The sequence below is a fragment of the Pseudoalteromonas sp. P1-30 genome (genome assembly GCF_001400005.1).
GTDB classification, from domain to species: Bacteria; Pseudomonadota; Gammaproteobacteria; order Enterobacterales; family Alteromonadaceae; genus Pseudoalteromonas; species Pseudoalteromonas atlantica.
This window is the reverse complement of the sequence record NZ_LKBC01000007.1, coordinates 5,381-30,076: the sequence shown is the minus strand read 5'-3', so window position 1 is coordinate 30,076 and position 24,696 is coordinate 5,381. Positions and strand designations below refer to the sequence as shown.

Annotated in this window: 20 protein-coding genes; 7 read left to right on the top strand and 13 right to left on the bottom strand. The window is 41.7% G+C overall.

Features of this window, described 5'->3' with window-relative positions:
• Nucleotides 1–19: 19 nt before the first annotated feature.
• The 3 genes from AN395_RS12150 to AN395_RS12140 form a co-directional block, all read right to left on the bottom strand.
• Nucleotides 20–1,216, bottom strand: coding sequence for a glycine C-acetyltransferase (locus AN395_RS12150; protein ID WP_024034359.1), 1,197 nt, complete (start codon nucleotides 1,214–1,216; stop codon nucleotides 20–22).
• A gap of 168 nt (nucleotides 1,217–1,384) precedes the next feature.
• Nucleotides 1,385–1,948, bottom strand: a complete 564-nt coding sequence (gene gmhB, locus AN395_RS12145; protein WP_054983158.1) for a D-glycero-beta-D-manno-heptose 1,7-bisphosphate 7-phosphatase — start codon at nucleotides 1,946–1,948, stop codon at nucleotides 1,385–1,387.
• A complete protein-coding gene (locus AN395_RS12140; RefSeq protein ID WP_054983229.1) occupies nucleotides 1,945–3,006 on the bottom strand; it encodes a glycosyltransferase family 9 protein in 1,062 nt (353 codons plus the stop codon). Before AN395_RS12140 ends, gmhB begins: the two co-directional genes overlap by 4 nt.
• A gap of 124 nt (nucleotides 3,007–3,130) precedes the next feature.
• Between AN395_RS12140 and AN395_RS12135 the strand changes: the two genes are divergently transcribed.
• Nucleotides 3,131–3,859, top strand: coding sequence for a 3-deoxy-D-manno-octulosonic acid kinase (locus tag AN395_RS12135; RefSeq protein WP_054983157.1), 729 nt, complete (start codon nucleotides 3,131–3,133; stop codon nucleotides 3,857–3,859).
• Here AN395_RS12135 and AN395_RS12130 read toward each other — a convergent pair.
• Entirely contained in the window at nucleotides 3,842–4,924 is a 1,083-nt protein-coding gene (locus tag AN395_RS12130) for a glycosyltransferase (protein WP_054983156.1), read from the bottom strand. The genes AN395_RS12135 and AN395_RS12130 overlap by 18 nt on opposite strands.
• Nucleotides 4,921–5,994 carry a hypothetical protein gene (locus tag AN395_RS12125; protein ID WP_054983155.1) on the bottom strand — a complete coding sequence of 358 codons (1,074 nt, stop codon included), beginning with the start codon at nucleotides 5,992–5,994 and terminating at the stop codon, nucleotides 4,921–4,923. Before AN395_RS12125 ends, AN395_RS12130 begins: the two co-directional genes overlap by 4 nt.
• A 211-nt stretch (nucleotides 5,995–6,205) precedes the next feature.
• On the opposite strand from AN395_RS12125, the gene AN395_RS12120 reads away from it, so the two are divergent.
• Entirely contained in the window at nucleotides 6,206–7,711 is a 1,506-nt protein-coding gene (locus AN395_RS12120) for a capsule assembly Wzi family protein (protein ID WP_054983154.1), read from the top strand.
• 98 nt (nucleotides 7,712–7,809) lie between these two features.
• On the opposite strand, the gene hldE is transcribed toward AN395_RS12120, so the two are convergent.
• Nucleotides 7,810–9,249: a bifunctional D-glycero-beta-D-manno-heptose-7-phosphate kinase/D-glycero-beta-D-manno-heptose 1-phosphate adenylyltransferase HldE gene (gene hldE / locus AN395_RS12115; RefSeq protein WP_054983153.1), complete on the bottom strand. Its 1,440-nt coding sequence runs from the start codon at nucleotides 9,247–9,249 to the stop codon at nucleotides 7,810–7,812.
• Entirely contained in the window at nucleotides 9,249–9,839 is a 591-nt protein-coding gene (locus AN395_RS12110; protein ID WP_004588568.1) for an SIS domain-containing protein, read from the bottom strand. Before AN395_RS12110 ends, hldE begins: the two co-directional genes overlap by 1 nt.
• 182 nt (nucleotides 9,840–10,021) lie before the next feature.
• On the opposite strand from AN395_RS12110, the gene waaA reads away from it, so the two are divergent.
• The gene (gene waaA, locus AN395_RS12105; protein ID WP_054983152.1) at nucleotides 10,022–11,305 is read left to right on the top strand and encodes a lipid IV(A) 3-deoxy-D-manno-octulosonic acid transferase; all 1,284 of its coding nucleotides are present in this window, start codon (nucleotides 10,022–10,024) and stop codon (nucleotides 11,303–11,305) included.
• The gene (locus tag AN395_RS12100; RefSeq protein WP_054983151.1) at nucleotides 11,302–11,850 is read left to right on the top strand and encodes a DUF1415 domain-containing protein; all 549 of its coding nucleotides are present in this window, start codon (nucleotides 11,302–11,304) and stop codon (nucleotides 11,848–11,850) included. The genes waaA and AN395_RS12100 overlap by 4 nt, the downstream gene beginning before the upstream one ends.
• A gap of 37 nt (nucleotides 11,851–11,887) precedes the next feature.
• On the opposite strand, the gene AN395_RS12095 is transcribed toward AN395_RS12100, so the two are convergent.
• From AN395_RS12095 to purL, 4 genes are all read right to left on the bottom strand, one after another.
• Nucleotides 11,888–12,217, bottom strand: a complete 330-nt coding sequence (locus tag AN395_RS12095) for a YdbL family protein (protein WP_004588571.1) — start codon at nucleotides 12,215–12,217, stop codon at nucleotides 11,888–11,890.
• 10 nt (nucleotides 12,218–12,227) lie between these two features.
• The gene (locus AN395_RS12090; RefSeq protein ID WP_004588572.1) at nucleotides 12,228–12,425 is read right to left on the bottom strand and encodes a YnbE family lipoprotein; all 198 of its coding nucleotides are present in this window, start codon (nucleotides 12,423–12,425) and stop codon (nucleotides 12,228–12,230) included.
• Nucleotides 12,426–12,427: 2 nt separating this feature from the next.
• Nucleotides 12,428–14,884, bottom strand: a complete 2,457-nt coding sequence (locus AN395_RS12085) for a YdbH domain-containing protein (RefSeq protein ID WP_054983150.1) — start codon at nucleotides 14,882–14,884, stop codon at nucleotides 12,428–12,430.
• Between the two features lie 133 nt (nucleotides 14,885–15,017).
• Complete coding sequence (gene purL / locus AN395_RS12080; protein WP_054983228.1) at nucleotides 15,018–18,908, bottom strand: phosphoribosylformylglycinamidine synthase; 3,891 nt, start codon at nucleotides 18,906–18,908, stop codon at nucleotides 15,018–15,020.
• A gap of 211 nt (nucleotides 18,909–19,119) precedes the next feature.
• On the opposite strand from purL, the gene mltF reads away from it, so the two are divergent.
• Both mltF and AN395_RS19530 read left to right on the top strand, forming a co-directional pair.
• Nucleotides 19,120–20,634: a membrane-bound lytic murein transglycosylase MltF gene (gene mltF, locus AN395_RS12075; RefSeq protein WP_054983149.1), complete on the top strand. Its 1,515-nt coding sequence runs from the start codon at nucleotides 19,120–19,122 to the stop codon at nucleotides 20,632–20,634.
• A 246-nt stretch (nucleotides 20,635–20,880) separates the two neighbouring features.
• Nucleotides 20,881–21,045: a hypothetical protein gene (locus AN395_RS19530; protein WP_200910449.1), complete on the top strand. Its 165-nt coding sequence runs from the start codon at nucleotides 20,881–20,883 to the stop codon at nucleotides 21,043–21,045.
• Here AN395_RS19530 and tadA read toward each other — a convergent pair.
• On the bottom strand, nucleotides 21,042–21,545 hold the full coding sequence (gene tadA / locus AN395_RS12070; protein ID WP_024034372.1) for a tRNA adenosine(34) deaminase TadA: 504 nt from the start codon (nucleotides 21,543–21,545) through the stop codon (nucleotides 21,042–21,044). The two genes, AN395_RS19530 and tadA, sit on opposite strands and share 4 nt — an antisense overlap.
• A gap of 178 nt (nucleotides 21,546–21,723) precedes the next feature.
• Between tadA and AN395_RS12065 the strand changes: the two genes are divergently transcribed.
• Nucleotides 21,724–23,028 (top strand): inosine/guanosine kinase, encoded by a 1,305-nt coding sequence (locus AN395_RS12065; RefSeq protein ID WP_004588578.1) that lies wholly within the window; start codon nucleotides 21,724–21,726, stop codon nucleotides 23,026–23,028.
• A 34-nt stretch (nucleotides 23,029–23,062) separates the two neighbouring features.
• On the opposite strand, the gene glsB is transcribed toward AN395_RS12065, so the two are convergent.
• On the bottom strand, nucleotides 23,063–23,986 hold the full coding sequence (gene glsB, locus AN395_RS12060; RefSeq protein ID WP_054983148.1) for a glutaminase B: 924 nt from the start codon (nucleotides 23,984–23,986) through the stop codon (nucleotides 23,063–23,065).
• Between the last annotated feature and the right edge of the window lie 710 nt (nucleotides 23,987–24,696).

Sequence of the window (24,696 nt, the reverse complement as noted above, 5' to 3'; positions counted from 1 at the left end):
TACTTCGGTTTATAAAAAATTAAATAACGCCCATTTCTTTACCAATACGGGTAAAGGCAGCAATTGCGGTGTCTAGTTGTTCAATACTGTGCGCAGCAGAAATTTGTGTACGAATACGCGCTTGGCCTTTTGGCACAACAGGGAACGAAAAACCGGTTACATAAATGCCTTCAGCGAGTAGTTTGTCTGCCATTAATGAAGCAACTTTAGCATCGCCAAGCATTACAGGAATAATGGCATGATCTTTACCCGCACACGTAAAGCCTGCAGCTTCCATTTGCTCACGGAAATATTTAGCATTTGACCAAAGTTTAGCGCGTAACTCACCACCATTTTCAAGCATTTCGAGTACTTTAATTGATGCAGTTACAATTGAAGGCGCTAATGAATTTGAGAATAAGTAAGGGCGTGAACGCTGACGTAGCCATTCAACAATTTCTTTTTTACCTGATGTATAACCGCCTGATGCACCGCCCAGCGCTTTACCTAGCGTGCCGGTAATAATATCTACACGGTCAAGCACATTACAGTACTCAGGCGTGCCTTTACCGTTTTCGCCAACAAAGCCTACCGCATGTGAGTCATCAACCATCACTAATGCATCATACTTATCGGCAAGGTCACACACAGCTTCAAGGTTACAAATTACGCCATCCATAGAAAACACGCCATCGGTGGCAATTAATTTTGTTTTAGCGCCCGCTTCATCAGCTGCAATAAGTTGCTTTTCAAGATCCTCCATATCGTTATTAGCATAACGAAAACGCTTAGCTTTACATAAGCGTACGCCATCAATAATTGATGCGTGATTTAGAGAATCAGAAATAATAGCATCTTCAGCGCCTAAAATAGTTTCAAATAGGCCCGTGTTAGCATCAAAACAAGACGAGTATAAAATTGTATCTTCGGTTTCTAAAAACGCGCTAATTTTTTGCTCTAGTGTTTTATGAATATCTTGCGTGCCACAAATAAAACGTACTGAAGCAACACCAAAGCCATGGTCATCTAAACCACCTTGCGCTGCTTTAATTAGCTCAGGGCTATTTGCTAAGCCTAAGTAATTGTTAGCACAAAAATTAATAACTTTATCGCCAGATGCAACTTCTATTTGAGCTTGTTGCTGCGAGGTAATAATACGCTCACTTTTATACAAACCTTGCGCTTTAACGTCTTCAATTTGCTCTTGTAGTTGGCTAAAAAAAGCAGATGCTCTCATCTGTAGTCTCCAATTAAATGAACGGGTAAACAACAACATTAAAGCCACTGTTTATGTTGAGGTGTATTGTAAAAGTTTAACAAGTAAAATGCACTGTTTGCAGCTCGTCGCTAATACAGGTAATGGCAGCAATACTTAACACTTTAGTTGCGAAAATATAAACGCACTTTATACCAAGTAGTGTGCTGGTAAATCGTTAATAGAGTCAATCACTAAATCGGCGTATTGTTTAGCGTTTTCGTCAAATTGTTGGCCTGAGCGAACTAGCACTCGCGTGCTAATAGCCGCTTTTTGTGCCGCTTGCATATCGCTAAGTTTATCACCCACCATAACACTGCTCGAAGGGTCAATATTATGCTCTTGCATAGCTTGTAACAGCATACCTGGAGCTGGCTTTCTGCACTGGCACTGTTTTAAATATTGCGCTATCGCTTTTTTGGGATGGTGCGGGCAAAAATACACATCTGTAATTTTAATATTGTGCTTACTAAATTGTGTTTTCATCCACTGAGTTAAAGCTAAAAAGTCATCTTCAGTGTAGTAACCTCGCCCTATTCCCGATTGATTAGTCACTATGATAATTTTATAACCTACATCATAAAATGCTTTACAGGTACTAAACACACCGTCTATAAATTCAAATTTTTCACTTTGATACACATAGCCATGATCAATATTTACCACGCCATCTCGGTCTAAAAAAAGCGCTTTGTTTTTTTCTGTTACACTCATTTTATAGACTCTTTTTGTACCACATGATCAAACATAGCTTTAACACTGCCTACGGTTATTTGGCTCATAAGGTCATCTCCCTTAACGCGCGTACCCCAAGGCAATTGTTGAGCTGTTTTACCCGTTTGCTTTAGCAGATTTTGATGATACACCTCAACTACGTAGTCTTGATATAAATAAGGGCCTGTACGTGCAGGATTAGAATGCGCATATAAACCAATAACCGGCGTACCTACCGTTACCGCCATATGTGCAGGGCCGGTATCGGGGGCTAATACTAAATCAGCGCGCTTAAGCACACATAACAGCTCTTTAAGTTTTGTTTTACCGACTAAGTTTAAAATAGTACAGTGACTGTGTTTTATAATTTGATTAGCTAAATTAATCTCAAGCTCAGTTGGGCCGCCCGTTAGTACCACGTTAAAGCCCTGCTCATGCGCGTAATCAGCAAGGGCAGCATAGCGCTCAGGCAACCAGTTTCGCTGTGCTTTACTGGCCGCTGGCGATATTACCAATAACTTATTTGCCAAATGCGCAGGCCCTAATAGCTCATCTGCTTTGTTCTCATCCGCTAAGGTGTAAGGCATATCCCAGGTAGGTGAATAGTCTTTAACTCCAATGGCGCCCGCAAAGCCTTTAAATCCCTCTAGCACATGCGCTTCTTTTTGTGGGGCTATTCGTTTATTTATAAACAAGCTATGTAATTCTTTTGAACGTGCCCAATCAAAGCCTATTTTTACTTTAGCCGGAATACAGCGCGCAACAAAGCCAGCTCTTAATGCGACTTGCATATTAAGCAGCACATCAAACTGCTGCCCTTTAAAAGAATGTGCTAACTTTTTAAGTGCATCCTTACCTTGTTTTTTATCAAAAACCACCAGCTCAACCCCAGGTAAATCGGCAAGTAACATGGCTTCTATTTTACCCATTACCCACGTTATTTTTGCATTGGGGTGTGCTTTTTGAATGGCTTGTACAGCACTAACGGCATGACACACATCACCAATGGCAGAGAGTCTTAAAATACAAATTGAGGAGTAATTAGGCACTTGAGTCACGCGTTCCACTTTGGCTTTAAATAATAGACTGCGATCTTAAATTATACTCGCACTAATGCAAGCACTTATGCTGCGCTATAAAACACGTTAATATACGCGCATTATTGAATTATTTTAACGAGCTATGTTTAAAACACTAACGCAAGGTAAGCACACTATTTTAAGCCACCCAGATTATTTTAACGAGGTTGATTTAAACTGGTTCAATGCAGATTATTGGCAACAGCAAAATAAAATAGTCGGTGCTAAAAAAGGCCGCGCCACAGCCTGGTTTTTTAAACACGATGATTTAACCGCTGTACTTAGGCACTATTGGCGCGGCGGTTTAGTTGGCAAGTTGTTAAGCGATCAGTACCTCTACCCTGGGCTTAAAAACACCCGTGTGTATAAAGAGTTCAGCTTAATGATAAGGCTTATTGAGCTTGGCTTAAATGTACCAAAACCCATTGCCGCCAAGGTAACAACCACAGGCTTAATTTATCGTGGCGATATAATTACAGAGGCTGTAAAAGGGGCTAAAAGCCTGCTCGATATTTTAATTGAACGCCCACTAACAGAAGATGAGCTCAAGCGCATTGCCAATACTGTTGCGCTATTTCACTCAAAAGGTGTGTACCACGCTGATTTGAATATAAATAATATTTTATTTAATGAAACGGGCGAGGTTTATATTATCGACTTTGATCGCGGCGAAATAAAACCACCTAACAAGCAATGGCAACAAAGTAATATGGCACGTTTAGAGCGCTCATTTTTAAAAGAGCAAGGACGTAACAACGCTTTTTATTGGCAAAGTAATGACTGGCAAACTTTATTGGCTATTTATAAAGAGCAATTAACCACACAAAGCTAGGTATTGCTTAGCAACTTGTTCGGCCGTTACCTTTTGTAAAATGTCGGCATTATCTACATTAGGCTTAGTGTTTAAAACCAGCTCAATTTTAGCCGCTAGCTCATCGCTATGCCCTACAGGCGCTAAATATTTAGCCAAGTCGTTTGTTAAAATTTCGCTCGGCCCAAACGTACAGTTAGTACTTACTACAGGCGTGCCAACAGCTAATGCTTCAATTAACACTGTAGGGAGCCCTTCAAAATCAGAGCTTAATACTAATGCCTCAGCCTGCTTAATCCAGTTATACGGGTTTTGCTCAAACCCTGGCACTATAAGTTGTCCCTCAATACCATACGTTTTTGCAAGCTTAAATGCTTTGCTAGGCTTATTACATAAAAGGACTAATTTGTATTTTTTATCAAGCTTTGCAAATGCCGAAAATAAAATATCGTGGCGCTTTTGTTTAGCTAATCGCCCTACATGAATAACATACGGCGATTGTGGAATTTGCGTATTAACCTCATTTGAGAGCCGCTTTATATCCACTAAATTAAAGGGATTATAAATAGTTGTGATGGCGCTTGGGCTAATTAAACGCCCTTGGGTAATTTCTTGCTCTACCCCTTTAGACACGCACACCAAGGATTTTCCATTTAAGTTTTGCTTTGACTTTTTAAGATAGTAATAAGAAAACGGGCCTAACTTTTTTTGCCTAGCTAGCTCTGCATTAACAGAGTTATGCATAACAAAGTGAACATTTTTAATCTGGCTTTTAGCCAATAAGTTATTGCTTCTATCTAAATTGCTAAGCACTAAATCTATGGGGCCAATTTGTTTTTGTTTGTTATTAAACCACGCCTCTAGTTTTGCTACACTTTTGTTTATTTTCCAAAAGCGATCCACTTTAGTGGCTTTATCACTGAATAAACTTTCAACCTTTATATTCGCAGGGATCGTGTACTCATATTTATTAGCCAACGATAAAATAGTAACGCTATGCGTTTTTACTAGCTGCTGAGCAAGGGTTAGCATCACTTTTTCGGCGCCGCCACCCGCTAACGAGTCTATTACAATCACTATATTCATCTATCGGCAACCATCATCATGCTTTTAACCCCTTGCGTTATTTCTTCATAGCTATGTGCGCTTTCAAGCAAAGAATATTTTTCTAGTAGCTGGTTAAAATGCGGCTCTATTAGTAAAGCGCTGGCTTTATTTACTATGTCTTCAATCTCAAAGTTTGCTTTAATTACCACGCCAGTTGTGGCGCAACTTGCTAGGCGCTGTGTTTGATCTTTTGATATAGCGCATGCCACAGCAGGCGTTTTAACAGCAATCGCCTGCAATAGCGTGTCGCCAGCACTTAACAACGCAAATTTAGCTTGCTCCATAAGCGACAAAAACTCACTATTTTCTAACGTATCCAAATTTATAACCGTATTTGATACTGGCAACGCTTTATTATAATTAGGGCCAAATACCACCACCGCCTTTAACCCTGTTTGCAATGAAATTTGCTCTGCGGCAGCAAAAAATACATCTGCACAGTTTTGATTATCTAGTACATGACCGCCAGAGCCTGCACTCACAATAAAGTAGCCTTGTTCATCAAGCTGATACTTTTTTAATACCTGTTTGGTATCGCACGCTGATGAAAACGCTATGTAAGGGCCCACATTTTTAGGCATAGCCAAAGAAAACATATCTATTTTAGCTTTTTCAGCCCAGCTCAGCGGTTCAATACAGTAATCAGGCTGTACCACCCAATGGCTATCAATTAGGTTGATACGATTAAGTTTTAAACCTTTCGCTCGCTTTTTCGCATGCTGAGAAATAAACACCACTTTGGCACCCACTTTTTTTGCAGCTTTCATGTGAGCAGCGCGCCCTGCACAATCAAATATTACAATGTCAGGTTTAAAATCGGCTATAACTTCACACACTTTATCGCGCTCTTTAGTCGCAGAGCGCTCAAGCAAGGTGGTATCATATGGGCAGTTTTTAGCGTAGTTCGTGTGTTTATTTAAAACAAAATGGATAGTAAGTGAACCTAGACATTCACTTTCAAGGCTTTGGGCTAGCAACAACGAGCGCATGTATTCACCTATTCCTTGTGGCGATGATACGGGTATAAATAAAAGTCGTTTGTTGCTCATTGCATTCTCTATTTCCTATTTGCGCAGCAGTATATCAATCCCATTGTTTTTACGATAGCTAGGTTACATTTTTATACACAAATTTAACGCCCTAAAATAGATTATTTACTGCAATAGCCATGTTAGATTGGTAAACTTAGCCGCAATCTTAATCACAAGGATCTGAACTTTGCGAAACAGAATCTTTCTACTTTCTTCTCTTTTTTGCGCTATGAGCGCATCAGTAACAGCAGAGCCCTGGGTAAAGCCAGACGATTACGGTCTACGTGCCGACATTCAACAACTGGCTGATGCCGGTGTTATTTTAGCGCCTGTAACCACCTACCCGCTAATGTGGAAAAGCTTTATTGGCGAGCTAGAATCGAGCAAGCTTGAACTTTTATCTCCCAGCCTGCAAGATGCACTGCTTCGTGTAAAACATCGTTATAAGTCAGAAAACAGCAGCTCGCACAGTGTACAACTCTCAGCGTTTGCCGCATCAGACCCAATTATAGCCACCAGCTTTGGGGCAACCAACACACAAGAATCTGAGCTTTCTGCGGCCTACGCCTACCTTGGCGATAACTTTGCGGCGAAGGTAGCCATTAATTACCGTAACGATGGTAAGCAATGCTTAGTTGATGGCAAAACAACCGATGATATAGCCACTAACGAACAAGCACTTGAAGATTGTAACGATACCTCATTTGACGATAGCTACTTAGCCTACCGCTTGGGCAATTGGATTTTTAGAGCCGGTGCCGTAGAGCAGTTTTGGGGCCCAGGTGTTGATAACAGTTTAATTATGTCGGGTAATGCAAAGCCACTGCCGGCACTAAGTGTAACCCGTGAACAAAGTACAGCGTTTGAAACGCCTTGGTTAAGTTGGCTTGGGCAATGGAGCTTTACCGCGCAAATGGCAAAGTTAGAATCGACCCGTGTTATTCCTGATGCGCTGCTTTGGAGCAGCCGTGTTAACTTTCGCCCGATGCAACAGCTTGAAATTGCTTTAAGTTGGTCTGCGCAGTGGGCCGGTGAAGGCCAACCAAGCTCAGCAGGTGATTTTATTGATGTTATTACTGGGCAAACTAATTGTATTGATGGCAATGAAAGTTGTGATAGCTCACTGGAGTCTAAAATTGGTAATCAGCTTGCAGGCATAGATGTGCGTTGGTCTGACACTTTATTTAGTCACCCCTATGCAATCTACGCAAGTACAATTGGCGAAGATGCCAGCTCGCAATTCAAACCAGCCGACAGAGCGTACTTATTTGGCGTACAAACTACGCAGCGCATTTACAATCAAAATGTGCTCGTTAACGTTGAATACATAGACACAGGTGTATCGTGCTCGGCCGAATCACCCAATGAAAACTGCTACTACGAACACTCCGATTATAAATCGGGCTATCGTTACCACGGCCGCACTATTGGCTCAACCTTTGATAACGATGCGCAGTCAGTGGTATTAACACTTTTAGGTCAGCTTTCAAATGGCGATGACTGGCAAGTAAAACTACGTAGTGTGGATTACAACAGCGATAATCTTGACCGTTACCCTAGTAACCCCGATTTAGGTAATACAATTACCAAAACCGGTTATAACTCAAAACAAGTTGAGCTACGCTACAGGCAGCTGGCTATGGGCGGGCGCTTAACGCTCGGCGCTTTTGCATCAAACAACGATGGCGCAGAAAACGACACATCAGCGTTTGCTAAGTACGAATATAATTTTTAAACCGTATATTTAAAAATAGCATTTTAAATGCTGCTATTTATAACAAAAAAAGGGTTGAAAACTGCGTTTTCAACCCTTTTTTATTTAATCAGCAAATATTACTGCTTTATTTTGCTAATCACCTTAGAGGTTGAACAACCATCTAAAAATGTCAGCACTTCTACTTTGCCGCCATGGCGTAGCACATGATCGGCGCCAGCTATTTGCTCTACGGTGTAATCACCACCTTTAACTAAAATATCGGGGCTTATTTGCTCGATTAATTTAGCCGGTGTGTCGTTTTCGTCCGCGCTGCCAAAGGGAATTACCCAATCCACAGAGGCAAGTGCACTTAATACCATTGCGCGCTCATCAAGTGGATTTATAGGGCGCTCAGGGCCTTTTAAACGCGTAATTGAATCATCATTATTTAAACCAACAACGAGTCTATCTCCACGCGCTTTAGCTTGGGCTAAATAGCGTACGTGGCCTGCGTGTAAAATATCAAAACAGCCATTGGTAAACACTATCGTTTCGCCATTTTGTTTAGCAAACTCAATGTGTTGCAATACATCGTCAAACGGAGTTTGGTAGTGCTCGCCATTGATGTGCAAGTATTGGCCAAGCTTTTGGCTAAGCTCTTCTGGTGAAACCGTTGCCGCACCCAATTTACTTACTACAATGCCTGCGGCTAAATTAGCAATTTCTACCGCATCTTTAGGCTCCATACCTGCCCCGAGCATCACCGCAAGCGTGGCTATAACAGTATCGCCTGCGCCAGTTACATCACTTACTTCTAGCTGCTGCGCTGCAAAGTCGTGTTTTTCATCGGCGTTAATTAATGACATACCTTGCTCAGAGCGTGTAAGTAGCATAGCTTTAATACCATTTTTACTAATTAGCTCACGCGCGCTTTGTGCTAATATTTCTTCAGAGCCTGTTTTCCCCCCTGCCAAATTAAATTCATGTAAATTAGGGGTAATATAGTCTGCGCCTTCGTATAAGTGTAAATCGGGCGATTTAGGGTCTATAAGTACAGTTTTACCCGCCGTTTTAGCAACGCTAACCATTTCTTTAATTAAGCTCAGCGAGCCTTTGCTGTAATCAGAAAATACCACAAAGTCGTAATCATCAAGCACCAGCTCTAAACGGTTTAATAACAACTGGCTATGCTGCTCGCTAAAGGTCTCTTCTAAATCTAGGCGCACAAGTTGTTGATGGCGGCTAATTACACGCATTTTAGAAATAGTGGGCAAATCGCATACACTAACAAGCTGTGAATGTATTTTTTCACCCTTTAAAATGGTTTCTAAGATTTGCCCGCTTTCATCTTCACCAATTAAACCAAGTAAGCCCACTTTGGCATCAAGCCTAGCAATGTTTTTTGCAACATTTGCAGCGCCACCTGCTTTATCTTCAAACTTGCTTACTTTAACAACGGGTACTGGAGCCTCAGGCGAAATACGCCCTGTATCGCCGTACCAGTATCGGTCTAGCATGACATCGCCGACAACTAAAATACGCGCTTTAGATAAGTTTTTTAATAGCGATAAATCCATTACTGCTGCTCCGCAACAACCATATCAATTGCTTCACATAACCAATGGCCAATAAACATATGTGCCTCTTGGATACGGGCTGTTTCATCATTTTTTATAATAATGGGCAACTTAGCAATGTCTTTTACTTTACCGCCCTCGCGACCGGTTAATGCAACCGTAAACGCGCCAATTTTGTTAGCTGCTTCCAGTGCTAAATTAATATTGGCGCTGGTACCTGAGGTTGTTAAACCAATCACTAAATCTTCTGGTTTACATAAAGCCTGAACTTGGCGTTCAAATACCGTATCAAAGTGGTAGTCGTTACTGTGCGCAGTTAATATTGAGGTATCTGTGGTCAGCGCCATTGAGGCAAGCGGGCCACGCTCTAACTTATAACGCACAACAAATTCGGCAGCTAAATGCTGTGCATCGGCAGCACTTCCGCCGTTACCAAACCAAATAACCTTACCACCAGCTTGCAATGCACTGTGGCACGCTTCTAATAATTGCATAGACTCTTGATGATAAGCCTCCATCGTTTCAAATAAGGCTTGATGACGGTTTAAACTTTCAACGTAGCTTGTTGCCACAGAATCGATAATTGACATGAAAAATTCCTCTAGGAACTGAAATGGCAGGAAAAAATTAAATCCATTATTCCATAGTTTTATTTAGTTGTGTGTATTTTATGGGAATATAGCTGAACTGAATTATAATTTAGTGCTTCACATGTTCAGAAATTATCACTTTCGCGTTAAACTAGCGCCACTTACCTTAATAAAAGTTCAGTATGGCACGCATTTTTTACTCACTCGCTTTAATTTTAATTAGCCCACTGATTGTATTTTACTTGTATGTACTAAGAGGTAAAAAAAATATAGGCTACCGCGCAAACTTTAAAGAGCGCTTTGGTTTTATTAGCATACACTTATTTAATAATAGCGCTAAACCAGTTGTGTTCCACTGCGCTTCTGTAGGTGAGGTCCTTGCTGCAACGCCACTGATTAAAGCACTGCAAAAACAACACCCGCAGCTTAATATACTTATTACCTGCAATACTCCTACCGGGCGTGCGCAAATTAGTGAACAATTTAAAAATACCGTGGCTTGTTGTTATTTACCTATAGACTTTGCAGGTTCAAGCGCTCGATTTTTAAAGCGCGTAAACCCACAAACACTGTGTATTTTAGAAACTGAGCTGTGGCCTAATTTAATGGCAATAAGCCATAAAAAGAATATTCCGGTATTAGTGCTTAATGCTCGCCTAAGCGAAAAATCGCAACAAGGGTATCAAAAGGTGGCAGGGTTAACCCATATAATTATGCGTTCAATTTCAGTGCTTGCAAGTCATAATAAAAATGATGCTAAGCGCTTTGTTGAACTTGGTTTACCCCCTTCAAAAAGCCATGTTACAGGCTCAATAAAGTTCGACATTACGCCAAGCAATGAGCAACTAACTAAAGTTGCAAATCTTAAAGCCGAGTATAAAACCAATGAACGTTTTGTATGGGTGGCAGGCTCTACTCACCCGCTTGAACACGAAATGATATTAAACGCCCATCAGCAGCTATTAAAAAAACACCCTAATGCACTTTTAGTTATAGCACCGCGCCACCCTGAGCAATTTGATAAAGTAGCCGATACGTTAACTCAAAGCCCACTTAGCTTTAGTCGTCGCAGCAACAATAACTATCAAAACGAGCAGGTACTATTAGCTGATACACTGGGCGAACTTCAGTGTTTATATGGCGCAGCGAATGTAAGTTACATAGGCGGTAGTTTAATTCGCCGAGGTGGGCACAACCCACTTGAAGCTGCTGCTTTTTCGGTTGGTGTTATTACAGGCCCACACACGTATAATTTTGATCATATCTACCCTGAGTTAATTAAACTTAAAGGGGCTGTCGTTGTTGAAAATACCGATGAGCTTGCTAAACAATTAATTAATTTAAGCCAAAACACCAAAGCGTGCCAAAGCTTGGGTATTAAAGCGCAGCAATGTGTAGTAAAAAACCAAGGCGCCATTGAAAAAACATTAACCATTATAAATCAGTATTTAGAGCCAAAAGCATGACTCATCAAGCAATCTCCCAAACCCGCGAGTGGGTATCATCCGTTATTGTAAAATATAACTTTTGCCCATTTGCCCGTAAAGAAGTAGAAAACAACTGTATTCATTATGTGCTTAGCCCTGCAACAAAAATTGATGACGCTGTAATGGACATGCTAGAGCAGTGTGTGCAGCTTGATCAAAATCCAGAGCGCGAAACCACATTAATACTGTTTGATAACGGCTTTAGCGATTTTGAAGACTTTTTAGATTTAGTCGATTTAGCCAATGCCTTACTGGTAGCGCAAGGGTTTGAAGGTAAATACCAAATTGCTAATTTTCATCCCGATTACGTGTTTGCCGACAGCGATGAAGATGATGCCGCAAATTACACTAACCGAGCCCCCTACCCTACATTACATTTAATTCGCGAACTGAGTATGAGCGAAGCGCTTGATAACTATAACGAGCCTGAATCTATACCAGAGCACAATATAAAGCTTGCAAGGCGCAAAGGATTCGACTTTTGGCAGCAACTTTTAGCAAATATAAAAAAACCGAGCGCCTAAACGCTTGGTTTTTAAGTAATATGTTTAGCTGCTTGTATTACTTTTTAACCCAGTTACCATTCACTTCAATATAGTGGCCACTTTTGGTCTTTTCGATTGTTTTAGCTGCTGCGAGTGCTTCTACTTGTGCCAGCGATAAATCGTTCTTTTTAGCCAACTTTAAATACTGTGCTTTACGTTTAGCGTTAATTTCTTCAACCACGGCTTTTGCCTCGCTGTTTTGTACAACAAGCCCTAAGTAACCTGAGCTATCTTCACCCACTAAGCCTTGGTTTTTAGCATCATCTAAACTAATAGCCCACGCCGAAAACGACAAACATACCGCACTTACTAGAGTAGCAATACTTAATTTATTTTTTATAGTCATCATTTAGCTCCTAAAATAATTCACTGTCGTCACTGAATAAGTTATCGAGTTCTTTATCTACTTTTACTCGAATTTCGTGATCTACTTTTACATTTAGATTGATCGTTATCGGCTCTTTCGCTGCCACCTCTACTCTGTGGGTACATGCGCTTAAAGCGCTAATAGCAGCAAGTGCAATAACGGCCTTAATGCTCAACAAATTTTTCATCATTAGTTTCCTTTTTTAGAGTATTGCTGCTCAACTTTTTGCGTTATTTCGTCGCTCAGTCTAAGCGCTCTTAGCAACGTAAACACATTTTCTTCGTGATTATAATTAAAGTTAACTTGTTGCTGCTCTGGCTCATTAAAGCCTTGTAAGTTAACACCTAAGTTTAACCAGCCATCACTTTTAAGTGCTACTGTACTATTAAGCTTTTGTATATCAAGGTTTTTGAGCAACCCAAGCACAGGTTGTAACTCTTGTTGCTGGCGCATAACAGCATCAAACGCTTCGTTATTACTAATAATAAGCTTCCCTTGGCCTTGATTGGCTAGGCTGCCATTTTTTACCTCAACCCCTGCATCATCAAAATAAAACGGCAACGACCCTTTTAGCCTACCTGTTAGGGTAATACCCGACTTATCGTCAAGCGTTATTAATTTGCTGGCATCAACATTTTCAAACGTAACATTAGCTGTTTGCTGCTGCTTTAAAAGCGTGTATTTATCTAAAGAAAATTTACCACCAAAAATATCGCCTTCAACATCAAAGGCCTGCGCGCTATTATTAACCACTTTAATATTACCCGTGATACTTTTAACTACAGCGCCTGCACGTAATTCATTAAGATTAAAGGTAGTAGGGGCAACATTAAGCTGCCCTGAATCGTACTGCCCACCTAGCTGCATACTAAATTGATTAGCCAAGTAGTCGTTATACAGTGCACTGGTATCAGTCATCGTTAAAGTAAAATTTGCTTTTTGTAAATTCACATCACCACTTATACGCCCACCCAATTTTCCTTGGGTTAGCTGAGCTAACGGCTCAAATTGGCTAACGATTGAATTTAACGAAAGCACACTTTGCTGCGGTATAATCACTTCAAACGGATGCGCTACCTTTGAAACATGATGATTGGCCACCAGCTCAACACCATTTACAAATACATGATGAGACGCTTCAAGCGCGCGACTTTGCAGCCCGGTTGACGTTACGTTTATTGTATTTAAATCGACATTTGGACTAGTGAGTGTATTTATTTGGGTGTTTGCATTTAAGTGAGCAAATAACTCTCCCACACCTAAGCTTGCCCTTGCACTAAGGGTGTTATTAATACCAGTGAGTTTATATTCGTTGTATTGCACGCTTTTAAGCTTACTTTTAAGCGTTACTTTTGCATCGAGCTTTTCATTCATACTTGCTTCAAGGTTACCTGTGTAGCCGTTAAGAGCGCTGCCATAAGCAGCTGCGCTATCAAAGCTTAACTCAATACGTGCGCTACCTTCGGGCTTAAAGTCAATAAGTTGAGTAACTGTAAAATCCCCCTTGGCTTTAATATTATTAGCCTCAGCCGGTAAAAATTCAGGCAAAGAGTTAAGCGCAATATCGTAATCACCGCTTAGTTGAGCGTTTTTAAGCTGCGTACTTAGCGTTATAGCGTCTATTTCATCCGTATGTAGTTGTGCTTTTAGCTGTGTGCGTGCACTTTGTAACGGTGCTGCAGTATTTAAAAACGTATCTGTAACCGTTATATCTATATTTTGCTTGGCTTGCTCTGCACTTTTGAGCGTTATTAACGGTAAAGTTAGGTTGTTTTGCGCAAAACTAATTGGTTTAGCTAAAGCCCACTGCCAATTAAGTGGAAGCTGCTTTACAGCAAATGACTTGTAGGCACTTTCAGGAATAAGAGATTGGCAGTTATTACTAAGTTTTACATTGTTTTTAAGCTTGCTTGGGTCAAGCTCAAGGTTTTGGCTATTTAAATTATAGGTAGCACTTAGCACACCTTTGGAGCTGTTTGTTATATCGCAGCTTTGTATTTTATAGTCATACTGGGCTTGTAAATCACCAGTAAGGCTTGCCTCTACTCCGTTAAAGCTAAATGCCTGCGCTGCATTAAAGCTAAGTCCACTTAATAACTCATTATCTGTTTTAAGTAGTTGCTTCAATAATCCATCATTAACTTTAAGCTGCCCTTGTACCTTATTATTGTAAAGCGTTGCGCTTGCGTTTAAATCACCATTGACTACAAACTGGTTAAGCGTGGGCTCGGTGATATTTAGCATTAGCGGGCGCTTTAAAAGCGCACTGTGTATAGTTAAATGCTCAACTGTAATTGTTGGCCTTTTTTCAGGAAGCGCTAAATCTAAAATTGTGGCAGCAGTGCTTGTTTTACTACTTTGAGGAAATGGATTTACATTAAGTACTGCGTGTTTAACTTTAACATGCTTAGTATTAGCAGTAATACCTGTAAGAGCAAGCTCTTGATTTTGGTAACTTAAACAGGCTTTTTGTACGTGCACATTTAACTTACTCGTAAGCGAAAAATCTAAGCAACTTAAGGTAACACCTGCTTTTTCAAGCTCAGGCGCTACAGCCCATTGTAATAGTGGCAAACGAAATACATAGCCAAGCAAAACTATACTTAGCAATACAGCACCCATAATTAAACCAATGCGCTTTAACATACTATCCTTATAAGCTTTTATTTATACCTTACAAACTATCGTAATTTTAAATCTACGCAATCAAAAAAGGCTGCACAGTGCAGCCTTTTTTATTTTACAGCTAGATTATGAATCTAACTTGTATATGTCGTTTTTAACCTACATTTTTACGTGCATTGCGGAACATACGCATCCATGGGCTATCCTCTTTCCACTCATCTGGGTGCCACGAGTTAGCAACAGCGCGGAATACACGCTCAGGGTGCGGCATCATTACAGTGGCACGGCCATCAGTAGAGGTAATACCGGTAATACCCTCTGGTGAACCATTCGGGTTAGCCGGATATTGCGTTGTCGGGTTACCATAGTTATCTACAAATTTAACCGCAACAGTGCCGCTTTCAAGCGCAGCTTTAGTGGCAGCATCGTTTGCAAATTCTGCATGGCCTTCACCATGAGATACAGCAATTGGCATACGCGACCCAGCCATTCCATTAAAGAACACAGACGGGTTTTCTTGTATTTCAACTAAGCTAAAGCGAGCTTCAAAACGCTCTGACTTATTTGTTACAAAACGTGGCCAATGCTCAGTACCCGGAATTAACTCTTTCAATGTTGATAACATTTGACAACCATTACACACACCTAAGCTAAAGGTGTCTTCACGGTGGAAGAAGTTTTGGAACTGATCGCGTGCCATATCGTTAAACAATATAGACTTAGCCCAGCCTTCACCGGCGCCTAATACGTCACCGTAAGAGAAACCTCCACATGCCACTAAGCCTTTAAATTGCTCAAGGGTTAAACGCCCTTCGAGGATATCGCTCATGTGTACATCAACAGCGGCAAAACCAGCACGGTTAAACGCAGCAGCCATTTCTAAATGCGAGTTAACGCCTTGCTCACGTAAAATAGCCATTTGCGGCTTAGCGCCCGTTGCGATGTACGGTGCGGCTATATCTTCGTTTAAGTCAAAGTTAAGTTTTACGTTTAAGCCTGGATCTTTTGCATCAAACTTGGCATCAAACTCTTGCTTAGCACAATCAGGGTTATCACGACGTGCTTGCATTTGGTACGTTGTTTCGGCCCAAATAGTACGTAATTCAGTACGAGTATGATTAAGTACAGTTTGCTCACCGCGGTTAAATACAATGCTATCGTCGCTATTAAGCGAGCCAATCACGTGGCTAATTGCAGCAACACCGTGTTGCTCAAATACAGCATTTACGGCATCTAAATCGCTGTTAGCAACTTGGATTACCGCGCCAAGCTCTTCGTTATAAAGTGCTTCTAGATCTGTCCCGGTTAAACCAGCTAAATCAACAGTCACACCGGTGTGCCCAGCAAACGCCATTTCAGTTACCGTAGTAAATAAACCACCGTCTGAGCGGTCATGATAGGCAAGTAGCTTGCTATCAGCGACAAGTGCTTGCATGGCATTGTAAAAGCCTTTCAGTAGCTCAGGGCTGTCCACATCTGGAGTAACATCACCAAGCTGCTTGTAAACCTGTGCAAGGCTTGATGCGCCCAGTCGGTTTTTACCCGCGCCTAAGTCAACTAAAATAAGTGATGTATCGCCTTTATCAGTACGTAACTGCGGAGTCACTGTTTTACGCACGTCGTCAACACGGCCAAAGGCAGTAATAATAAGTGATAACGGAGAAGTAACTGATTGCTCAGCACTATCATCCTCGTTTTTCCATGTCGTTTTCATCGACATAGAATCCTTACCCACAGGTATAGTTAAACCAAGCGCAGGACAAAGCTCTTCGCCTACCGCTTTTACAGCTTCGTAAAGGCCGGCGTCTTCACCAGGGTGACCTGCTGCAGCCATCCAGTTAGCCGATAGCTTAATGTTCTCTAGGCTACCAATGTTGGCACAGGCAATATTGGTTAGTGACTCTGCCACGGCTAAACGCGCCGATGCACCGTAATTTAATAGTGCTGCCGGCGTGCGCTCACCCAGTGACATAGCTTCACCGTGGTAAGTGTCGTACGTTGCTGCGGTAACTGCACAGTTAGCCACAGGTACTTGCCAAGGGCCCACCATTTGATCCCGTGCTACTAAACCAGTAACCGAGCGATCGCCAATGGTAATTAAGAATGTTTTTTCTGCAATAGTAGGTAAGCGCAGTAAACGCTGAGCAGCCTCAGCTATATCAATCGACTTTGCATCAATTGCCTTACCGGTAACTTGCTTTGAAGTTACATCGCGATGCATTTTAGGTGCTTTACCTAATAATACATCAAGCGGCAAATCAACAGGGCTGTTATCAAAGTGGCTGTCGGCAACAGTTAAGTGGCGCTCTTCTGTGGCTTCACCTATTACTGCGTACTGCGCACGTTCGCGCTTACAAATGGATTCAAAGCGATCAAAATCTTCAACAGCAACAGCCAGTACATAACGTTCTTGCGATTCGTTACACCAAATTTCGTGTGGAGCCATGCCCGGCTCATCGTTAGGAATATCACGTAGTTGGAATTTACCACCACGGCCACCATCATCTACAAGCTCAGGAAACGCATTAGATAAACCACCGGCGCCTACATCGTGTATAAACGCAATTGGGTTTTCATCCCCTAGTTGCCAACACTTATCGATCACTTCTTGGCAACGGCGTTCCATTTCTGGGTTTTCACGTTGAACAGAAGCAAAGTCTAAGTCTTCGTTTGATTGGCCCGACGCCATACTTGATGCAGCACCACCGCCTAAACCAATATTCATAGCAGGGCCGCCTAGCGCAATTAGTTTTGCGCCTACTGGAATCTCGCCTTTTTGAACATGATCAGCACGAATATTACCTAATCCACCGGCAAGCATAATTGGTTTGTGGTAACCACGTACCTCTTCACCATTGTGGCTTGTTACTTTTTCTTCGTACGTGCGGAAGTAACCTAATAAGTTAGGACGTCCAAACTCGTTATTAAATGCAGCACCGCCCAGTGGGCCATCCATCATAATATCAAGCGCGTTTACGATACGATTAGGCTTACCAAAGTCGCTTTCCCACGGTTGCTCGTAACCCGGAATACGTAAGTTAGAAACCGTAAAGCCAACTAAACCGGCTTTTGGCTTAGAGCCGCGGCCTGTTGCGCCTTCATCGCGAATTTCACCACCTGAGCCTGTAGCCGCACCTGAAAATGGTGCTATAGCTGTTGGGTGGTTATGGGTTTCTACCTTCATTAAAATTTCTATGTCTTCTTGATGATACGCATATTCACCTTGCACATTCGGGAAGAAACGACCCGCTTTTGAGCCCTTCATTACTGCTGCGTTATCTTTGTACGCCGACAGCACATTTTCAGGATTGTGCTCGAATGTATTTTTGATCATTTTAAACAGTGATTTAGGCTGCTCAATCCCATCAATTGTCCAATCAGCATTAAATATTTTATGACGACAATGCTCTGAGTTTGCTTGGGCAAACATAAATAACTCTATGTCGTTAGGGTTACGGCCTAACTTTTTAAAGTTTTCTACTAAGTAGTCTATCTCGTCATCAGCAAGCGCAAAACCTTGTTCAACGTTTGCCGCAGCCAATGCTTCGCGCCCGCCACCTAAAATGTCAACTGATGACATTTCGCGAGGTGAGTCATTGCGGAATAATTGCGCTGCAGAAGCAAGTTCGCTATGCGTTGCCTCAGTCATACGGTCGTGTAATAACGCCGTTACTTGAGCAAGCTGATCTGCACTTAGTTCACCTTCTACGTAATAAGCAATACCACGCTCAACACGGTGAACCTGTTTAAGGCCACAGTTATGCGCTATATCAGTTGCTTTAGATGCCCATGGTGAAATGGTGCCAGGGCGAGGGGTAACTAAAATAAGTGTGCCAGCTGGGGTATGCTCGGCAATAGTTGGACCGTAAGTAAGTAGTTTTTCAAGCTTAGTTTGCTCATCAACACTCAAAGGCGAGGTTAAATCGGCAAAATGTGCATACTCGGCATATACATTGGTGACTGGAAGTTGCGATAGTTTGCAACGCGCTAAAATTTTATTAACTCTGAACTCTGAAAGTGCTGGTGCACCACGAAGGATCAACATAGATAATTTCATCCGGGGTTAGGGATTGAACGATATTTTAGGCGGGCATTATAGTCTATGTAGCACCGAGTTTTAACTCCAAATTGCGCTTTTCAGAAAATTAACTTTTTATTTATATAAACAGCAGCAAAATTACCAATAAAAGCTAAACGCTAAGTGACGCCATAGTGAAGTTTTGGTATAACGGGGTATGAGCTTTATGGGGCGGTTAATGTTGAAAGAAAAGCTAATAATTATCATCACTTTAGTTATGTTGTTGTGTGCGTGTAATATGCAGGATCAACAAACTCAACTTGCCCAAATTAAAGCACAAAACAAAATACGTGTAGGTACCCTTGCCAGTGCCAGCAACTACTACCAAGCCGTGCAAGGCGAGCAAGGTTTTGAATACGAGCTATCTCAAGCATTTGCCGACTACCTAGGTGTTGAACTAGAAATAGTGCCGTTTTTTAATTTATCCGATATGTTTGAGCGCCTTGAAAGTGGTGATTTAGACTTAATAGCCTCAGGACTTACCTACAACAAAGTGCGTGCACAGCAATACCGCTATGGCCCCACTTACAGAACAATTAGCCAAAAGTTGGTTTATAAACAAGGTCGAGTTCGCCCACGTGAATTTGACGACCTTGATGGAAACTTTACAGTTATAGCCAAAAGTAGCCACTCTTTAACCTTACAAAAAATAAAAAAGAGTAACCCAGATTTAACTTGGCAAGAAACCGAAGAACTCGATGAAGAGGAGCTTTTACAAGCCGTTATCGATGGCGAAATAGATTACACCCTCGCCGACTCACACACGCTTTCACTGTTTAGACGTTACCACCCAAATTTAAGTATTGGCTTTTCAGTTACCCGAAATGACCCCATAGCTTGGATCCTTAATAAATCAAAAGATGATTCGCTTTATGCACTGCTAGTGCCCTTTTTTGGTGACGTAAAACAAAGTAACCAACTGTATGTGCTTGAGGAAAAGTACTTTGGACACGTACGCCAGTTTAACTACGTTAATACGCTTGCATACATAGAGGCTATAAAAGAAACACTTCCCACTTACAGGCCTTGGTTTGAGCAATATGCAGGTAGCCTTGACTGGCGCTTACTTGCTGCGCTTAGCTACCAAGAATCTATGTGGAACCCTCGCGCTAAATCGCCTACAGGTGTAAGAGGCATTATGATGCTGACACGCAGTACCGCTAAACAAGTGGGCGTAACAAATAGGTTAGAGCCAGAGCAAAACATCCGTGGCGGAGCTAAATACTTAGCTAAGCTCGTTAAACGCATCCCCGATAGAATCCCGCAGCCTGATAGAACTTGGCTTGCACTGGCAGCCTATAATGTAGGTTGGGGGCACGTTAACGACGCGCGCATTATTACCGAACAACAAGGGGCGAGCCCTGATAAATGGGCCGATGTTAAAAAGCGCTTACCACTTTTAATCAAAAAACGTTATTACCGTAAAACCCGTTACGGCTATGCGCGTGGCGATGTTGCGGTAAAATATGTTGATAACATTCGCAGGTATTATGATGCACTTGTATGGCTTGATGAAAATAATGCCCTAGCGCCAGAGCCAAAACCTGAATCAGAACCTGAAGCACCTGAAGTTGAAAAAGCAGCTCAACCAAGCAAAGAGCGTATAAACAACGATAAAACCGAACCTACCCCTTCGCTTTCACCTGAAGAAAAAAGTAAGCAAGGTGAAAATAACACGCAGCAGTCTCAGTAAAGCGTTTATATTTACGTTTTTAAATGGGCTATTCAGGCCTGTGAAACATTAAAATGTGGGCATTAAACGATTCTTTCCTCGTTTTAACAGGCGCTAATTCCCCCTTCAGGCTTAACCACTCTAGTAACTAAATTAAAAATCTGTTTACTTGTCATGAAATGATCACTAATGTGTGTTTATAGTATATTTACCTGATTTTTAATATATATCTTGTGCCTTTCTCACTCTCACGCATTAGGAGAACACATGCTAAAACGTAGACGCACGCAAAAACTAAAACGCAATATTATTCATTCAACAGCCACCAGACGTCGTATTATGCTACGTAACTTACATAAAAAAATTATTTGGCGTCGTCGTATGTTTGCTATGCAGCAAATGATAGAAGTAGATACAGATAAGGCTAACTAGTCATTAATTTGGCGAGCTGCTTTTTTAGCCGCTTTAATTTGTTCTCGGCGTTGTTTAAAAAACGCCGAAATAGTACTCCCACAGGTTTGACCAAGCACCCCACCTAATACCTCTACCTGATGGTTCAGCCTCGGCTCTTGCAATAAGTTCATAATCGACCCAGCCGAGCCTGTTTTAGCATCAGGCGCACCGTAAACAAGGCGCTTTATTCTGCTATGCACTAACAGCCCGGCACACATAGAGCATGGCTCTAACGTAACGTACAAAGTGCAATCAATTAAACGGTAATTATTTAAAGCTCTCCCTCCTTCACGCACTGCAATCATTTCAGCGTGCGCAGAGGGATCGTTATCAGTAATTGAACGATTATAACCCGCTGCAATAAGCGTGTTATCTTTCACAAGGACAGCTCCTACCGGAATTTCGCCCAATTGCTGCGCCTTATTGGCATAAACTAATGCCTGCTCCATCCAATACTCATCGCTTTTAAGATCGTTCATAGTGCTTACTTTAAATAAATTTTCTCTCGCTATTATATCAACTTGCCTGTTTAAAATGCGTAATTGATTAAATTATTGCAAAAATAAAACAAAATAATGTGGTTTATCGTGGCTCATAGAGTGTGATTTACGCTATAATCTCACGCTTTTTTTATTTAGCTCACAACACAGGTAGCAAATGAAATTTCCTGGACGCCGCAGACATAAACATTATTTTCCAGTGGAAGCTAAAGATCCACTTACTAATCAGCTAAACGCAACTGAGCGATTACAACGTAGTTACATTACGGGTATCGATCAGATCGTTGTTGATATTGAAGCCAAAGTCGATCAGGCTTTTTTAGACGAGTTTCAACTTCGCCGAGGAATGTCGCAAGTTATTGATAGCGATATTACTAACGCACTTTACGACCGTTTAAAACTAAACGACATGGTTGATTACGAATTTGCCGGTGGCACCATTGGTAACACAATGCATAACTACTCTGTACTAGCAGATGACCGTTCAGTATTGCTCGGTGTTATGAGTGAAAACATAAAAATTGGCAGCTATGCCTACCGCTTTTTATGTAACACATCAAGCCGCGTTGATTTAGACTATTTACAACCTGTAGATGGCCCTATTGGCCGTTGTTTTACCTTAATTGATGAAACAGGCGAGCGTACATTCGCAATTAGCGCCGGTTTAATGAATCACTTAAAGCCTGAGTCTATCGATAAACACTTAATTGAGCAGTCATCAGCACTTGTGATCAGCGCCTACCTAATGCGTACACAGGGTGATGAAACAATGACTGAAGCAACCATGCAAGCAGTTAAATACGCTAACGATGCAGGTGTACCGGTAGTTTTAACACTCGGCACTAAGTTTTTAATTGAGCAAGATCCAACCTGGTGGGCTAACTTTGTAAACGAGCATGTCGATATACTTGCCATGAACGAAGAAGAAGGGCTAGCAATTACTGGCTTTGAAGACCCATTATTAGCCGCAGACAAAGCACTTGACTGGGTAGACTTAGTTATTTGTACCGCTGGCGAAAAAGGCTTATTTATGGCCGGTTACGTTGATGAGAGCTTTAAACGTGCAACCGAGTACCCACTATTACCAGGTGCCATTGCCGATTTTAATCGCTATGAGTTTTCTCGTGCAATGAAAAAATCCGATTGCGAAAACCCGATAAAAGCGTATAGCCATACGGCGCCATTCATGGGTGGGCCTGATTCAATCAAAAACACCAATGGTGCTGGCGATTGTGCGTTGGCTGCCGTGTTACACGATTTATCAGCAAACGTTTATCATAAGTTAAATGTCGCTAACTCAGCAAAACACGAACAAAAGGCCATTACCTACTCTTCTCTTGCACAAATTAGTAAGTACGCTAACCGCGCTAGTTACGAGGTATTAGTACAGCACTCTCCACGTTTATCACGTGGGTTGCCAGAGCGCGAAGACTGCCTAGAGCAAGTGTACTGGGACCAATAAATAGGGAGCTTTACGTGCTCCCTATTGCGGTATTTTAGAAAATCGAAATATCGAGCTTTTTAGATAGCAGCTCTAATGCTGCTATCCCCGCCACCGAGTTACCAAATTCATTAAGCCCTGGTGAATATACTGCCACTGTAAACTTACCCGGTAATACCGCTAATATAGTGCCTGACACTCCCGATTTACCCGGCATTCCCACTCTGTAGCCAAAGTCTCCTGCCGCATCATATAAGCCGCTGGTGAATAAAATCGAATTTAATTGTTTATTCTGGCGACTACTCAAAACGCGCTTACCCGAGCTGTAATCAACCCCTTTATTCGCTAAAAAGTTATACGCTCTAGCTAGCTCAATACAGTTAAGCTCAATCGCACAAAAATTGAAGTAAGACCAAAGTACATCATCGACGTCATTCTCAAAATTACCAAACGACTTCATTAAATGCGCCATTGCCGCATTTCTATGCCTAAACTCGTACTCAGAATTGGCCACTTTTTTATCAATCACTATTGCACTATTACCTGCAAGTAGCCTAAATGTTTCAAGCATTGAGTGGCGAGGTGCGGATAATCGACTGTACAAAGCATCGCACGTCACAATCGCGCCAGCATTAATGAAAGGATTACGTGGTACGCCTTTTTCGAACTCTAACTGCGTAAGAGAATTAAACGCGGTTCCTGAGGGCTCTTTACCTACCCGATGCCATAGCTCGTCGCCATAGCGCTGTAGCGCTATTGTAAGCGTCATTACTTTAGAAACTGACTGAATAGTAAAACGTTTTGAGCAATCACCCGCACAAATGGTTTCGCCATCAGTGGTATAAATAGCAATAGAAAACTGCTCGCTAGAAACCTCAGCAAGTGCAGGTATATAGTCCGCAACTTTACCTTGTGATAACAAAGGGCGCACTTCGTGTGCTATTTCATCTAGTACAGTTTGGTAGTCAGCAGTGGGCAATTGACACCTCTATTTTGGCATTTATAAAAATTTGATTTTAACACGCACAACTTCTGCACGCCTAGCTATGTTACATGAATAAAATAGCAGATAAGCATGAACTTAATGTTTATTTTCAAAGTGATATTTTCTATATCAAAGCAATACCAACCCGCAATAAGCCTTAATTATTTTGCGGGGCTATAAACTGATTACACTCAGCACGATGTGCGCCGTGACTTTGCCTATAATAGCTTAGCTTTTTATAAGGATATGAATGTTATGGCTCAAAGAATTTACAAGCGCGAGCATTACAGAGACTGAGTTAGCATGAGATCTTGGCTTTTTATTAAGCCCCAGACAGCAAAAAACCCGTTACATCGCTGTAACGGGTTTCTTTAATTTGAATCCTGGTAATGTCATAGTGCCCACAGCGGTAGAGAGTCACATAGCAAATACTACACTATCATTNATCCTGGTAATGTCGTAGTGCCCACAGCGGTAGAGAGTCACATAGCAAATACTACACTATCATTGGCCGGGGCTCGCCTTCGAGCTGTTTTGCTTCACTACTGAGTTTGGCATGGACTCTTGGTTATTTACTAAACCCCAGACACCAAAAAACCCGTTACATCGCTGTAACGGGTTTCTCTTAACTAATTCCTGGTAATGTCGTAGTGCCCACAGCGGTGGAGAGTCACATAGCAAATGCTACACTATCGTTGGCCGGG

Coding starts and splice junctions, on each gene's coding strand:
- AN395_RS12150 (WP_024034359.1), bottom strand. CDS start 1,216: ATGAGAGCATCTGCTTTTTTTAGCCAACTACAAGAGCAAATTGAAGAC.
- gmhB (WP_054983158.1), bottom strand. CDS start 1,948: ATGAGTGTAACAGAAAAAAACAAAGCGCTTTTTTTAGACCGAGATGGC.
- AN395_RS12135 (WP_054983157.1), top strand. CDS start 3,131: ATGTTTAAAACACTAACGCAAGGTAAGCACACTATTTTAAGCCACCCA.
- AN395_RS12130 (WP_054983156.1), bottom strand. CDS start 4,924: ATGAATATAGTGATTGTAATAGACTCGTTAGCGGGTGGCGGCGCCGAA.
- AN395_RS12125 (WP_054983155.1), bottom strand. CDS start 5,994: ATGAGCAACAAACGACTTTTATTTATACCCGTATCATCGCCACAAGGA.
- AN395_RS12120 (WP_054983154.1), top strand. CDS start 6,206: ATGAGCGCATCAGTAACAGCAGAGCCCTGGGTAAAGCCAGACGATTAC.
- hldE (WP_054983153.1), bottom strand. CDS start 9,249: ATGGATTTATCGCTATTAAAAAACTTATCTAAAGCGCGTATTTTAGTT.
- AN395_RS12110 (WP_004588568.1), bottom strand. CDS start 9,839: ATGTCAATTATCGATTCTGTGGCAACAAGCTACGTTGAAAGTTTAAAC.
- waaA (WP_054983152.1), top strand. CDS start 10,022: ATGGCACGCATTTTTTACTCACTCGCTTTAATTTTAATTAGCCCACTG.
- AN395_RS12100 (WP_054983151.1), top strand. CDS start 11,302: ATGACTCATCAAGCAATCTCCCAAACCCGCGAGTGGGTATCATCCGTT.
- AN395_RS12095 (WP_004588571.1), bottom strand. CDS start 12,217: ATGACTATAAAAAATAAATTAAGTATTGCTACTCTAGTAAGTGCGGTA.
- AN395_RS12090 (WP_004588572.1), bottom strand. CDS start 12,425: ATGAAAAATTTGTTGAGCATTAAGGCCGTTATTGCACTTGCTGCTATT.
- AN395_RS12085 (WP_054983150.1), bottom strand. CDS start 14,884: ATGTTAAAGCGCATTGGTTTAATTATGGGTGCTGTATTGCTAAGTATA.
- purL (WP_054983228.1), bottom strand. CDS start 18,908: ATGTTGATCCTTCGTGGTGCACCAGCACTTTCAGAGTTCAGAGTTAAT.
- mltF (WP_054983149.1), top strand. CDS start 19,120: ATGTTGAAAGAAAAGCTAATAATTATCATCACTTTAGTTATGTTGTTG.
- AN395_RS19530 (WP_200910449.1), top strand. CDS start 20,881: ATGCTAAAACGTAGACGCACGCAAAAACTAAAACGCAATATTATTCAT.
- tadA (WP_024034372.1), bottom strand. CDS start 21,545: ATGAACGATCTTAAAAGCGATGAGTATTGGATGGAGCAGGCATTAGTT.
- AN395_RS12065 (WP_004588578.1), top strand. CDS start 21,724: ATGAAATTTCCTGGACGCCGCAGACATAAACATTATTTTCCAGTGGAA.